At 70.8% G+C, this 13704-nt stretch carries 7 protein-coding genes and 1 pseudogene; 3 read left to right on the forward strand and 5 right to left on the reverse strand.

Annotated elements, in window-relative coordinates:
* The first annotated feature begins 84 nt into the window (after positions 1-84).
* Positions 85-4527, forward strand: coding sequence for a BREX system serine/threonine kinase PglW (gene pglW, locus ACIRGB_RS05795; protein WP_403858994.1), 4443 nt, complete (start codon positions 85-87; stop codon positions 4525-4527).
* Positions 4528-4573: 46 nt separating this feature from the next.
* Here pglW and ACIRGB_RS05800 read toward each other — a convergent pair whose 3' ends face one another.
* From ACIRGB_RS05800 to ACIRGB_RS05810, 3 genes are read right to left on the reverse strand one after another with little or no spacing between them, the layout of a single operon-like run.
* Positions 4574-6028: a hypothetical protein gene (locus ACIRGB_RS05800; protein WP_403858996.1), complete on the reverse strand. Its 1455-nt coding sequence runs from the start codon at positions 6026-6028 to the stop codon at positions 4574-4576.
* Positions 6025-7425 (reverse strand): ParA family protein, encoded by a 1401-nt coding sequence (locus ACIRGB_RS05805; RefSeq protein ID WP_403858998.1) that lies wholly within the window; start codon positions 7423-7425, stop codon positions 6025-6027. Before ACIRGB_RS05805 ends, ACIRGB_RS05800 begins: the two co-directional genes overlap by 4 nt.
* A complete protein-coding gene (locus ACIRGB_RS05810; protein ID WP_403859000.1) occupies positions 7422-7931 on the reverse strand; it encodes a hypothetical protein in 510 nt (169 codons plus the stop codon). The genes ACIRGB_RS05805 and ACIRGB_RS05810 overlap by 4 nt, the downstream gene beginning before the upstream one ends.
* A 163-nt stretch (positions 7932-8094) precedes the next feature.
* On the opposite strand from ACIRGB_RS05810, the gene pglX reads away from it, so the two are divergent.
* Complete coding sequence (gene pglX / locus ACIRGB_RS05815; protein WP_403859002.1) at positions 8095-11838, forward strand: BREX-2 system adenine-specific DNA-methyltransferase PglX; 3744 nt, start codon at positions 8095-8097, stop codon at positions 11836-11838.
* 51 nt (positions 11839-11889) lie between these two features.
* Here the strand turns inward: pglX and ACIRGB_RS05820 are convergent, their stop codons facing one another.
* Together ACIRGB_RS05820 and ACIRGB_RS05825 are read right to left on the reverse strand one after the other, a co-directional pair.
* The gene (locus ACIRGB_RS05820) at positions 11890-12081 is read right to left on the reverse strand and encodes a DUF397 domain-containing protein (protein WP_403859004.1); all 192 of its coding nucleotides are present in this window, start codon (positions 12079-12081) and stop codon (positions 11890-11892) included.
* Positions 12078-12963: pseudogene (locus ACIRGB_RS05825) on the reverse strand (Scr1 family TA system antitoxin-like transcriptional regulator). The gene ACIRGB_RS05820 and the pseudogene ACIRGB_RS05825 overlap by 4 nt, the downstream one beginning before the upstream one ends.
* A gap of 153 nt (positions 12964-13116) precedes the next feature.
* On the opposite strand from ACIRGB_RS05825, the gene ACIRGB_RS05830 reads away from it, so the two are divergent.
* Positions 13117-13572 carry an ATP-binding protein gene (locus tag ACIRGB_RS05830; protein WP_403859006.1) on the forward strand — a complete coding sequence of 152 codons (456 nt, stop codon included), beginning with the start codon at positions 13117-13119 and terminating at the stop codon, positions 13570-13572.
* The last annotated feature ends 132 nt before the right edge of the window (positions 13573-13704 follow it).

A 13704-nucleotide genomic window follows, 5' to 3' on the forward strand; every position in this document is an offset into this window, starting at 1 on the left:
CGGTTTCGGCCGCTCCCCCTCGCGATAGGCTCGACCAGGCACTTTTATACGTGGTCCGTGAGGAAAGCCTGGGGAGGCCGGACGGTGACAGCTCAGTCAGGCACGTGGGCACCGAGGCCCGGTGCGCCCAAGCCGGGCCCGCCGCGTCCCGCCCGGCAGTGGTTCCAGGAGCGCCCCTCGCCGTACCCGTGGGAGCAGGACGCGCTGGACCATGTGCGGGGACTCATGCCGCAGGCCGAGCCGTTCCGCGCCTGGGCCACGTTCTCCTTCACTGCGATGTCCGGCCGTGTCAACGAGTGCGATCTGCTGGTCGCCGTTCCCGCTGGCCTCTTCCTCGTCGAGATCAAGGGGCATCCGGGGCAGCTCCGCAACACCGGGTCGACCTGGAACTTCCAGGGCCCCGACCGCATGCGGACCATCAACAACCCCCTGCACCTGACCGACCTGAAGTCCAAGGAGCTGAAGAGCCAGCTTCAGTGGGCGGCCCGCAGACTGGGCCTCTCCGAGCGAGTCGTCCCGCGGGTCGAACCTGCCGTGTTTCTCTCGTCACCCGACCTGGAAAGCCACCTGGACGAGGTCCAGCAGATCAAGGTCTACGGCCGTGACGACGGCGGCAGCGGCCTGAAGCGGATCTGGCAGGACTTCCTCGGTCTGCCCCCCGACCGTCCCGACCGGCGCATCACGCCGGAGTTCTCGCGGCACACCCTGCCACAGCTGCTCAAGGCGATCGGGATCCGTCAGTCCACGGCCCACCTCCGCTTCGGCGACGCCTGGAAGATGGAGTCGCACCCGCTGGATGCCGGGCCCTCCTGGGAGGACCGCCTGACCACCCGGGACGACGGCCTCGTCCAGGAGGAGGGCCGGGTCCGCATCTATCTGGTGAGCCAGATGGCGACGGAGGCGGCCCGCAGGGCCACCGAACGGGCCGCGCGCCGCGAGTACCAGGTGCTGCAGGGAATCACCCACCGCGGCATCGTCGACGCGCTCGACTACCGTGAGCACCAGGGCGGACCGGCGATCCTCTTCCGCCATCGCCACGGTGATCTCCGCCTGGATCAGTACCTGGACACCTACGGCGGCAGGCTGACGCCCGAGATCCGTCTGGACCTGGTCCGGCAGCTCGCCGAGGCGGTCCGTTACGCGCACAACCGCTCGCTCTACCACCGGGCGCTCGCGGCCCGCTCCGTGTACGTGTCGTTCCGGGCCGACGGGACGGCTCCGGAGCTGCGGATCACCGACTGGCAGACGGCGGCGCGGGACTTCGACAGCAACGCCACGTTCTTCCGCTCCATCGGCGGTTCCGCCCTCGACGCCGCCCTGATCGAGGACGCGGCCCGGGTCTATCTCGCCCCCGAGTCGGACCAGCCGTACGCGGACCCGGCCGACCTGGACATCTTCGGCCTCGGCGCGGTCGCCTACCTGATCCTCACCGGCCGCCCGCCGGCCACCCAGCGCAGCGACCTCGCCGAACGGCTTCGCAGCGACGGTGGCCTGCGCCTGTTCGCGGTGACCGACGGCCTGCCCGACACGCTCGACGACCTGGTCTTCCGGGCGACCCGCGCCGACGTCAACGAGCGGCTCGGCTCGGCCGAGGCGTTCCTGGACCTGCTGGACGAGGCGGAACGCGCCAGCATCCTCCCGGACACACCGGCGGCGGCCTGCGTCGACCCGCTCGAAGCGGCGCCCGGGCAGGCGCTCGACGCGGAGTGGACGGTACGCCGTGTCCTGGGCACCGGCGCCACCGCGCGCGCCCTGCTCGTGGAGCGGGCCACGGAGGACGAGGACGGCCGCACCCAGGTCGACGAGCACGTTTTCAAGGTCGCTCTCGACGAGGAGAAGGCGGGGCGGCTCCGCGCCGAGGAGCGGGCGCTGCGCAAGGTCGGCGGCGGCTCCGTCGTCCAGCTGCGCGGCGAGGGTCTGCGGGAGCTCGGTGGGCGCACCGTCCTGGAGCTGGAGTACGCCGGCGCGCAGTCGCTCGGCGAGCGACTGCGCGGCAAGGGGCGGCTCACCTACCACGAGCTGGAGCGCTTCGCGGACGACCTGTTCCATGCCCTGGACCAGCTCGCCGCGCAGGGCGTGCGCCACCGCGACATCAAGCCGGACAACTTCGGCATCCAGCGCCGCAAGGACCGCACCTGGCAGCTCAAGCTGTTCGACTTCTCCCTGACGGACGCCTCCGACCGGGACGTGAAGGCCGGCACGCGCGGCTATCTCGACCCGTTCCTCGGTTCGATGCGCCGCGCCCACTACGACGACCACGCGGAGCGGTACGCCGCCGCGGTCACCCTCCACGAGATGGCGAGTGGTGAGCGTCCGCTGTGGGGCGAGGGACAGCTCGACCCGCTGACCAACGAGTCGGCCGAACTCCACGTCGCCACCGAGCTGTTCGAACCCGCGCTGCGCGAGGGACTCACCGCCTTCTTCCAGCGGGCGCTGCACCGTGACACCGAACAGCGCTTCGACACGCTGCGGCAGATGTGGGACGTCTGGCGGGAGGTGTTCCGTGCTGCCGACGCGACCGCGCCCGCCACGACCCCCTCCACCGTGGGGGCTTCGTCCGACGATCCGGAGGAGGCCCGCGACCGGGCCGCCGCGGCGGCCGGCCCGACGACGCCGCTGGATGCCGCCGGCCTCTCGCCGCGTGCCGTGTCGGTGGCCGGCCAACTGGGCGCGACGACGGTCGGGGAGCTGCTGGACATCCAGCCGTACGCCATCTCCAAGGCGCGCGGCGCGGGCGCCCTGGTCCGCAAGGAACTCAACCGGCGCCGCAAGCAGTGGGCCACAGCGCTGCGCCCGGCGGCGCCTTACGCGCCCCCCCGCCGGCAGGCGTCCGACGCCGGGGCCCCGCAGCAGGCTGCCCCCGGCTCCGACGAGACCCGCATCCTGTCGATAGACGACATGGCGGCGCTCCTGGTCCCGGAGCCGGGCCGCAAGGGCTCCCACCGTGCCGACGTCGTACGCCTCACCCTGGGCCTGCCCCTGGACGACGGCGGGCTGTCCCCGCTCGGCGCATGGCCCGTGCAGGCCCGGATCGCCGACCATCTGGGCATCAAGCAGACCTCCGTTTCCCGCCACCACCGGAACGAGATCAGGAGGTGGACCGAGGCCGACTGGCTGGCCCCGGTCCGCACCGAGCTGACCGAGATCGTCGAGGCTGTCGGCCGGGTGATGACCGCCGACGAGGCCGCGGCCGAACTCCGGGCTCGCCACGGCGCCGGGGCGGACACCCCTGCGAGGACGCTCGCCAGGGCCTTGGCCGTCGTGCGGGCCGCCGCCGACGCGGAGACCGCCGAACGCCAGGACGAGGACCCCGCCGGGCAGCACGAGCCCCGTTTCGCCGTGCACCGGCGCGGCGACACCGTCCTGCTCGCCGCCGAGTCCCTGCCGGGCGCCGACGACCCCAGCCCGCGCGAGCTGGCGGACTACGCGGCGCTCCTCGGCCAGGCCGCCGAACGACTGGCCCGGCAGGACCCCCTGCCCGGCCGGGGCGAGGTCCTGCGTGCCCTGCGGTCCGTGCCCGCGCCCGACGGACTGGCACCGCTCGCCGACACCCGCCTGGTGTCCCTGGCCGCCGCGACGGCCCCCGCCGTCGCGGCCACGCCCCGGCTGGAGCTGTACCCGCGTGACCTGAGCCTGGAACGGGCGGTGCGCATCTCCCAGGCGGGCGCGGGCGTCCGCCGCGACCGGGGGATCACCGTGGCCGAGCTGGTGGCCCGCCTGCGCGCCCGTTTCCCGGGTCTGGACCTGGTGTCGAGCCCCCGGGAACCCACCCATGTGGAACTGCTGGACGCCCTCGAAGGCGCGCGGTTCGACCTCGTGTACGACGACGAGGCGGAGAAGTTCTTCCCCAGGACGCCGGAGTCGAGGGGGCCGTGGAGCTCCACCGGCGCCCTCACCAGCTACCAGCCGCCCACTCCCGTCACCCGGGCCGACCGTCAGGACCCGCACGGCCCGCTGCGGGAGCGGCTGACCGCCGTGGCGGAGCGGGGCGGGTTCCTCGCCCTCACGGTGAAGCCGAACGCGTTCGCGGGAGCGGCGGAGACCGTGACAGCCGCCTTCCCGGTCGAGGCCGTCGACCTGTCGGACGTGTTCCTCACCGCCTTCCACGCCCTGGCCGCGGAGAAGGGCCAGGACTGGCAGAAGGTCCTGCGCGCCGACAGCCTCTCCACCCCCGGCAGCATCAAGCCGGGACTGGCGTCCTTCGTCCGGGTGGTCTGGCAGCGCGTCGAGCAGGCGGTGCTCGCCCGCGCCGACGCGCCGCGCACCGTGCTGTTCCTGCACGACGCCGGCCTGGTCGCCCGCTACTGGGACGAGGGCGGCCACGCCTTCCTCGTCCGGCTCCAGAACGCGGCCCGCCGCCCCGCCGACGCCCCGCACGGCCTGTGGCTGCTGTGCACGGTCGAGACGCGCGCCCAGGAGCCGAAGCTGGACGGCCGGACGGTGGAGGTGATCGGCGGCGACGGGGAACGGGCGCACCTGGACCAGGAGTTCCTGGACACGCTGCGGGTGCCGGCCGGCACGGGCTGAGCGTCGGCGGGACGGCGCCGGCCGACCATCTGTCAGCCTTGATGGTTCAGGTCTTCCGGGGCACCCCGCCCTTGCGGCCGATGTTGAACGCCAGCCGGTACACGTCGGGGAGGTCCAGGGCGCCACTGGTTCGTTCGGTCAGGACACCGAGGTCCACCAGTTCCTCGATCAGCGCGAAGGGGTCCCCGGCGTCACGGGGACCGCTGCTCTCGCCGTCGTCCTCCCGCATCCGGCGCAGGGCTTCGGCGAGTCCGCCCTGCTCCCAGCACTGGCGGACGTACGACGGCTCCATCGGCACCTGCCCGCCCTCGAGCCGCTCTATGGCGGCGGCGGCCCAGGCGATGTCCTCCGTCAGCTCCTCCACCCGGACCCGCGACGCCTCGTGGAGGCTCTCCCGGATCGCCTCGTAGTGCAGCGGGTCGGGGTGTCCGGCGTAGCGCTCCGTCGTCAGGGCCGCGGCCGAGCGCAGGGCGAGCAGCCAGGTCCTCGGGCTCACCCGGCCCTTGCCGTCCTGGAGGTGGTTCGGAACCCAGGTGAAGGTGTGGCCCTTGCGCCGGTCGGTGCCCATGTACGGGCCGGCCAGAGAGACGAAGACCTTCTCCTGGCACTTCTCGTCGGCGATCACGTCGACCGGCGCGATGAACCGCCCCTCGCCCTCCGGCCGCCACTCGCCGTACTGGGCGCGGAACTTCTCCGCCTCGGCGCTCGGATCGTTGCCCAGCCGGTGGAAGAGCAGCCCGTAGAGGTTCTCCCGGCTCCACTCCAGGTCGGCCGCGTTCGCCCCGAGCTTGGAAGCGTCCGGGAACCTCTTGGGCGCGCTGTCGTACATGTCCGGACGGACGAAGATCTTGGCGCGCAGCGCCCCCGTGGTCAGCCGCAGTTCCAGTGCCACCTGGAACAGCGCCGACACCAGCCGGTCGGCGGTCGCCCGGTCCGCGTGGAGATGGTCCAGGGCGTCGAAGAGCAGCACGCGGGTCTCGCCGCTGTCCCGGGCCTCCCGGTCGGCCTTGCGCAGGGCGTCCTCGTACGCGTCCTCGTTCTCCCCGGCCCACCGGACACGGTCGGCCCAGTCGGGGATGCCTGCGATCTCGGGTACACCGAGCGCCATCATCACGACCGCGTACCAGAGGAATTCGTAGACGTCGGGACCGGTCACCTCGCGCAGCAGCCGGGCGATCTTGCGCTTGCTCGGGTACGAGGTGTCGCTGCCGCCGCCCGTGGTGAACCCGGTCGTGACCCTGACCCGCCGCAGCCGCGGCATCATGTACGACCGGGCGGCCACCTCCCGCAGCTCGGGGTCGGTCAGCGCCTTCGCCCAGTACGTCTTGCCGGTGCCGCGCGCACCGCGGACCACGGTCACGTCCGGGTCGAGCGCGAGGCGGTGGCTGGACGGCGTGAACAGCCGCCGCAGATCGGGGTTGTCCGTGTCCGCGTCGAGCGCGACACCGAGGGCCCTGGTGATCAGGGTGCGGTACTCGTCGGTGGTCGGGGCGGCGGTCATGAGGACTCCGGGGCGGGGTGCGGGTTCGGCAGCAGACGCTCCACCGTAGTCGTGAACGTCCGGTACGCGGCCTCGACGAACGGCAGCTCGGGCCAGTCCCGGCTGCGCAGGGGGTCCAGCCCCACCAGGTCGTTGCCGAAGAGGATGGGGACGGGGGCGTGCGGCGCGTCGTCGTCCTCCAGCGGAGGGTGATACGGCTCGTCGCTCTCGTCGTCCGTGCCGTCCTCGTCCGTGTCGAGCTGGTCGTAGAGCGTGTCGGCGAACAGCTCCTGGGCGCGGTCACGCAGGGTGGGCAGCCGCTTCGCGTCCCCCGCGGAGTGGAACATGGCCGCCACGATCCGCAGCCGCTCCCTCAGCTCCCGGGCCAGGTCCGGACGCCGCTGCCACTGCGTGAACAGCATCTTGTAGCCCTCCCAGGTGGAGGGGTTGTCCACCGCGAACAGCAGGGCGAGCCCGCTGAGATGGGTCAGGGTGACCGCCGCGATGTCGTGCATGCCGGCCCTGCTGTCCAGCAGGACGACGTCCGGTGCCCGGGACAACCCGGCCACCTGGTCCTCGCAGGCGGCGATGGCCTGCTCCAGCCGCGCGGCGAACGGCCGTTCGCCGTCACCGGGGTTGAGCCCGGCGAGATCGCTGTAGATGCGGTTCAGCTTGGCGAGATAGTCGTACGGCTCGCCCTCCAGCGGCGAGCCGCCCGCGGGCGCGAGCCACACCTCTCCGTTCCCCTTGACCGGCAGCGCGGTGCTCCGCGCTACCAGCTCCAGCCCGTCGGCGTTGCCGACACCGGCCTCGACGAGGTGGTCGACGATGCCGTGCCGGGGGATGCCGGCGGGGTCCTCCAGCAGGTTGGAGATGCCCGGGGACTCCAGGTCGAGGTCCACCACGAGCACGCAGCGGCCCGTTCCCGCCAGGTACCTGGCGAGGACGGCGGTGGCGGTGGTGCGCCCCACCCCGCCCTTGAAGCCGTACAGCGCCACCCGCCGGTCCCGGCGCCCCGCGGCCCCGTCGGACGGGGCGGGAACGCTGCGGGCCCAGTCAGTGCCGATGACGGTCCGCTCCAAGACGTGCACGCTGCCCGTTCCGGAGCCCTGCCGGGGGCTGACCGGCACACGGTCGTCGGCGTCGAAGTACAGCTCGGGTGCGAACAGTTTGTCGGCGAAGAGGACCGGTTCGAGCCCGGTGAAGGGCCAGGTGGCGGCGGTGAACGCGTCCCGGAGCGTCACCACGGCCGGGTCGTCGTGCGCGAGCGGGCTCTGCCGGTCGTCGAGGAGCAGACAGGCCCTGCCGAGCACGTCTCGGGTGACGACGACGTCCGTGCCGAACTGGACGGCGGCCTGCTGCGCGTGGTCGAGGGCGGCCTGCCAGGCGGTGTCGAACCGCACGCGGGAACTGCTCATGCGCGGGTCCTCGTCCCCAGGATGCTCGCCTGCTCATGAGCGGCGATGAGGTCGTACGCGGCCTTCAGATGCCGGTCGATGACGGTGTCGGTGAGCGCGGTGCCGTCGCAGTAGCGGTCTCCGACGTCCCAGCCGGCGAACGGGTTGTTCCAGATGAGCTGGGTGAATAACGCTCCCGACCCGCCCCCTCGGCGGCGGTGGGCGACGGCGGTGAGGTGTTCCCAGAGTTCCGGCAGGTGACCGTGCTTGTTCGTCCACTGCGGCTTCTTGCGGGAGCGGTCCAGGTACTTCACCTCCGGATGCTCCGGCTTGTTCCACACGTCGAGCCGGGACCCGAGGAAGTCGATCAGAATGGCCTTGACGGCGCACTCCGCCGCCAGCCCGGCCAGATGGTCGGCGGATATCCGCAGGTCCCTCTCGGCGGCCAGCGTGGCCGCGCGATAGTGGTTCCTGCTCGCCGTCGCGAACGCGGGCGGCGGTGTCGCTGAGGGTGTCGAGGCCGTCACGACGATCACTTTAACGAGCCGACCAGGAGGGCCGCGGGGGCTTTTCCCAGATCGCGACGACCCTGGGCCGCCGTACGGGGGCGCGGGTGCGGCAGGATGGGAGATCCGGTCCGCGGCTGACGCGGTGGGGCGCTGACGCGGTGCAGGGAGAAGGAAGCGAAAAGTGACGGTGACGACTACGGGCACGGACAAGGCGGCCCTGCTCAAAGACCTGAAGAAGCTGGTCGTCGACCTGGAGGACGACCTGCGGTCGCGCAGCGCGTCCGAGGAGGAGTTCCGCACGCGCCTCGACCGCGAGTGGCGTGAGGCGAAGGAGGCCCGGCGCACCGCCCTGTCCTACCCGGCCTGGCGCGACGAGCGCGTCACGCAGGCCGCGGTGGCTTGGGTGCTGGGCTGTGTCTTCGTCCGCTTCTGCGAGGACAACGGTCTGATCGACGAACCGTTCCTCGCCGGTCCCGGCGAGCGCCTCGCCGAGGCCGAGGCCCGGCACGAGGCCCACTTCCGCACCTACCCGCACCACAACAACCGCGACTGGCTCATCGAGGCGTTCCGCCACCTGGCGAGCACCAACGAGACGGCCGCCGGCCTCTTCGACGAGCGCCACAACCCGCTGTGGGGCCTGACTCCCGGCTACGAGACGGCGACGGAACTGCTGATGTTTTGGCGCCGTTGGGGCGCGGACGGCGAGATCCGCTACGACTTCACCGACTCCGAGTGGGACACCCGCTTCCTCGGCGACCTCTACCAGGACCTGAGTGAGCACGCCCGCAAGACATACGCGCTGCTCCAGACCCCGGAGTTCGTGGAGGAGTTCATCCTCGACCTGACCCTGGAACCGGCGATCGCCGATGACGGGCAGGGCTTCGGCCTCAACCCGGCCTGGACCGGCCCGGACGGCCGCGAACGCCGCGGCCTGCGCACCATTGACCCGGCGTGCGGCTCCGGCCACTTCCTGCTCGGCATCTTCCACCGGCTCCTGGATAAGTGGCGCCAGGCGGAACCCGGTACGGACGCCTGGACGCTGGTGCGCCGGGTGCTGGAGTCCGTCCACGGCTGCGACAAGAACCCCTTCGCCGCGAGCATCGCCCGCTTCCGGCTCCTGGTCGCCGCGATGCGCGCGGCGGGCGCGCGGCGACTGGCGGACGCGCCGCCGTTCCCCATCAACGTGGCCGTGGGCGACTCGCTGTTGCACGGCAGGGACGCGGCCGGTATCCAGACCGACCTGGACACGCTGTTCGCGGAGGCGGTCGTGGGGCGCGAGGAGGAAGAGGCGTACGCGTACGCCACGGAGGACGTGTGGGAGTACGCGAAGAGGGTCGACCTGCTGGGGCGGGGGTCGTATCACGTGGTGGTGGGGAATCCGCCGTACATCACGGTGAAGGACAGGCAGGAGAAGGAGAACTACAAGAAGGGCTATGACGCCTGCGTCGGCCTCTTCGCCCTCTCTGTGCCGTTCGCGCAGCGCATGTTCGAGCTTGCGGTGAAGGGAGCAGGCGGGCGGCAAGGCGGTGGTGGATTCGTTGGGCAGATCACTGCAAACTCTTTCATGAAGCGGGAGTTCGGCCGCAACCTCATCGAGACAGTCTTCCGGAACAGGGTCGAGCTGTCGCACGTTATCGACACCTCGGGTGCCTACATTCCGGGGCACGGCACTCCCACGGTGATTCTGGTGGGGCGCAATCGTGTGCCCAGCGGCAGCCGGACCATCCGGGCGGTGCTCGGCGTACGGGGGGAGCCTGAGCAACCCAAGAACGCTGCCGAAGGGCGGGTCTGGAAGGAGATCGTCACCTACGTCGACCGGCCGGGCAGCGAGAGGGACTGGGTCTCGGTAGCGGACATCGATCGCCCTCACTTCGCCGAGGCCCCTTGGTCGCTGAGTGGTGGCGGTGCCTCCGAGGTATTCGGTCAGCTCACGGCTGCGGGATCGGAGCTGCTGGGCTCGCGCGTGAAGCTGATCGGCCGCACCACGCACACAGGCGCGGATGAGGCGTACTTCGCTCCGCCCGGGAGCTGGGCCAGGCACGGGGTGCCTGAAAGCCGGACGGTGCCCTTGGTGGAGGGCACCGTCATCCGGGACTGGGACCTCGAACCCGAGACCGAGGCGCTGTTCCCATACAGTCAGGAGCTGTCCGCAGACCTCTCCGACCTCTCTTCCCAGCGGTTGCTGTGGACGCAGCGCAGCATGCTCCGGCTGCGCCGCGAGCCTGGCGGTACGCATGAAGAGATTGGTCTGACCTGGTACGAGTGGAGCCGGTGGCATCCGGAACGCTACTCAGTGCCGTTGGGCATCGCGTTCGCGTTCGTGGCGACGCACAACCACTTCGTGCTGGACCGGGGCGGGAAGGTGTTCAAGCAGTCCGCACCCGTGATCAAGCTGCCCGAGGGGGCCGGGGAGGATGAGCACCTGGAGTTGCTGGGGGTGCTCAATTCTTCGGCGGCTTGCTTCTGGTTGAAGCAGGTCAGTCAGGGCAAGGGCGGCAGTGGTCTCGGTCGAGGGCTTCAGGACGAGGAATGGGAGGAGCGCTACGAGTTCACCGGCACTAAGCTGCAAGAGTTTCCCCTTCCGGCCAAGCTCCCGCTCTACCTCGGCCGCCTCCTTGATGCCCAGGCACAGAAGTTGGCCAAGTTGGAGCCGTCAGCGGTGTGCGCTGACGGCGTCCCGCAACGACAGGCGCTTGATGACGCGCAGGCAGAACATGCCGAGCTCCGGCGTCGAGTCATTGCCCTCCAGGAGGAGTTGGACTGGCAGGTCTACGGCCTCTACGGGTTGCTCAGTGACGCCGAAGTAGCCCGAATCACGACCCCGTCACCCGACCCCGACACCATCCCCGAGGTCAAGCTCGGTGAGCGGGCCTTCGAGATCGTGCTCGCGCGGAAGGCCGCAGCCGGTGAGCTGGACACCGCCTGGTTCCGGCGCCACGGCTCAACGCCCGTCACCGAGATCCCCGCCCACTGGCCCGACTGGTACTGCAACATCGTCCAAGCCCGGATCGACCTCATCACCCGCCGTAAGGACATCGCCCTCATCGAGCGCCCCGAGTGCAAGCGCCGCTGGGCCGCCGACTCCTGGGAGAAGAAGGAGCGAACCGCGGTCCGCACCTGGCTGCTGGACCGCTGCGAGGACGAGGACCTGTGGTTCGAGGTGCGTGACGGACTGCGGCGCCCTCGGACGCTGACCGTCAACAACCTCGCCGACCGGCTCGGTTCCGACCCCGACATCACGGCCGTCGCCGCGCTCTACGCAGCCGACCATCTGAAGAAGCCGGACCTCCCCCTTGCGCAGATCCTCAACGAGATCATTGCCGACGAGCACGTCCCCTACCTCGCTGCCATGCGCTACAAGGACTCCGGCCTGCGCACCCGCCGCGAGTGGGAGAAGGTCTGGGAGAAGCAGCGCGAGGAGGACCGTACGGGGCAGCGGCTCGACATCGACCCGCCCACGAAGTACAAGTCCTCGGATTTCCTCAAGTTGTCCTACTGGTCCCACCGCGGCAAGCTCGACGTACCCAAGGAACGGTTCATCTCCTACCCGGAGGCGGGCCCGGACAGCGACTCCACGCTGATGCTCGGCTGGGCCGGCTGGGACCACAAGGCCCAGGCACTGGCCCTCACCCAGCTCGTCGACACGCGGGTCAGGAGCGACGCCTGGGGCGCGGAACGCCTCGTCCCGCTGCTCGCGGGGCTGCACGAGGTCATGCCGTGGGTGCGCCAGTGGTACAGCGCGTACGACGAGGAGTGGGAGGGCTCACCGGCCGAGGACCTGGAGGCGGAGTTCCAGCGTTACTTGCGCACCCACGGGGTGAGCGAGGCGCAGATGAGGGACTGGCGGCCGGTACGCAAGACCCGTGGCCGGAAGCCTGCGCAGCGCAAGGAGGCGCCCGGACAATCCGCGCCGGACGACGAATAGAGCTGTGCGGGGAGAGCGGCCCTGTGCCCTCCCCGCCCGTCGGCGGGATGCTCAGCGATCGTTGCCGGAAACGTGCGAGGTGAACGCCGACCAAGCGGTGGGGGAGACCGCCAGCGGCTTGATCCGGGTCTCCTTGGAGTCCCGTATGTGCACAGCCCCGGGCGCGATGGCAACCTCGACGCAGTTGTCGCCCTCACTGCCGCTGTAACTGCTCTTGAACCAGCTCAGCTCAGTGGTGCTCATAGCGCTCCTCGCATCTCTTTCAGCAAGCTCACGGAGGCCCTGCAGTCGAGGGTGCGAACGCAGCCTGCCATAGCGCTGGAGAAGAACGCTCACGTCTTTCGGAGCTGTGATCAGACTGCTGGACCGCTGCCCCTCCGTGTAGCCGACCCACTGGTGGGCCGGAGTCTCGGCCAAGTACATCTGCCCGTCCACACCGGTGTGGTCTTCTTGGCACAACGGCATGATCTGGATCTCCACATTGCGGCGCGTGCCGGTTGCCAGGAGGTGGTCGATGACAGCCCCGGTCACCTCATGGCCTCCTACCCGTCGGACCAGTAAAGCCTGCTCGATGACGAAGGCGAAGGCTGTGTTCGGCCGTTCTGCCAACAGCCGCTGACGTTCCAGGCGTGCGGTCACTTCTCGCTCAAGCTGTTCCTCGGTGACCGGCGGCAACCTTCGCTCAAAAATCGCGCGGATATACGGCTCAGGCTGCAGTAACCAAGGAATCGCGCGGCACTCGTACGCATACAACGACACCGCCTCCTCCTCGATCCCCGCCCACTGCCGGAACCAGGAAGCAAGCCCCGCCCTACGCGTCAGACTCCGCGCCGCAGCGGCCAGCACCTTCGCCGAGGCGGCACCCAGCGCCAGCTCGGCACGCTCGGGGAGATCCCCTGGAGGGAACCGCTTGCCCTGCTCGATCTTGGCCACGTAGTGCGCGGAGTACTGCACCCGCTGCGCGAACTCCTCCTGGGTGAGGCGGGCCTCCTCCCGCAGGGCCTTCAGTACGGCCCCGAAGGTCTTGAGGCTGTCGGACAGGTCGTGCTCGCCGTTGGAGCCGCCCGTACCGGCGCCTCCACCCGTACCCCCGCTGCCGACCCCGCCGCCGTTGCCCGTCGCCATGCAGCCCGCCTCCCGTGCCCCTTTGCACACACCGAACCCGCCCTATGGTCACGCACGGTGACCCGCCCAGTCCAGCGGGTGAACCAGTACAGGCGTATCTGTACCAGCGTCGGTCCTGTTCGGCGGGGTCGCGGCGGCGGGACGGTGAACCCCATGCCGACGCAACAGCCCCAAGGCATCGTCACCGTACGTGCGTTCGCCCAGCGCCTGTCCGCGACCCGGCGGGGCGCCCGCCTCGCCCGCAGACTCGCCGCGCACCAGCTCGACACCTGGGGCGTGCCGCACGGCACCTCCGCTTCCGACGCCGCCCTGCTGATCGTCGCGGAGCTGAGCGCCAACGCCGTACTCCACGGACGCGTCCCGGGGCGCGACTTCGCGCTGCGCCTGGTCCACACGCCCGCCGCCGGGCTCCTGCGCGTCGAGGTGTCCGACACCCACCCCGCCCTGCCCGCGTGGCTGCTCCCGCCCGCCGATGCCGACGGAGGCCGGGGACTGCTGCTGGTCGAGGCCCTGGCCTCCCGTTGGGGCGTGACGGAGCGCACCGGTCCCGGCAAGACCGTGTGGGCGGAGCTGGACCTCCGTCCGGATGCGGCCGGACACTCCGGGTAGCCGCGCCGGGCGGTCAGCGCCGCACTCGTCACCCGCTGTGAGACTCCGTTCCGGAAGCGGTTGCGATCTCCCCTCCCCCTGTCGGACTCACCTGGCAAGATGGACGTCGCGCCGAACGCCAGTGGGGGGCGC

Source organism: Streptomyces sp. NPDC102490, assembly GCF_044765285.1.
Lineage (GTDB): Bacteria > Actinomycetota > Actinomycetes > Streptomycetales > Streptomycetaceae > Streptomyces.

What these genes read in the sequence shown, in the direction of transcription:
- ACIRGB_RS05800 (WP_403858996.1), bottom strand. Translation starts at nt 6,028, where the DNA reads ATGACCGCCGCCCCGACCACCGACGAGTACCGCACCCTGATCACCAGG.
- ACIRGB_RS05805 (WP_403858998.1), bottom strand. Translation starts at nt 7,425, where the DNA reads ATGAGCAGTTCCCGCGTGCGGTTCGACACCGCCTGGCAGGCCGCCCTC.
- ACIRGB_RS05820 (WP_403859004.1), bottom strand. Translation starts at nt 12,081, where the DNA reads ATGAGCACCACTGAGCTGAGCTGGTTCAAGAGCAGTTACAGCGGCAGT.
- ACIRGB_RS05830 (WP_403859006.1), top strand. Translation starts at nt 13,117, where the DNA reads ATGCCGACGCAACAGCCCCAAGGCATCGTCACCGTACGTGCGTTCGCC.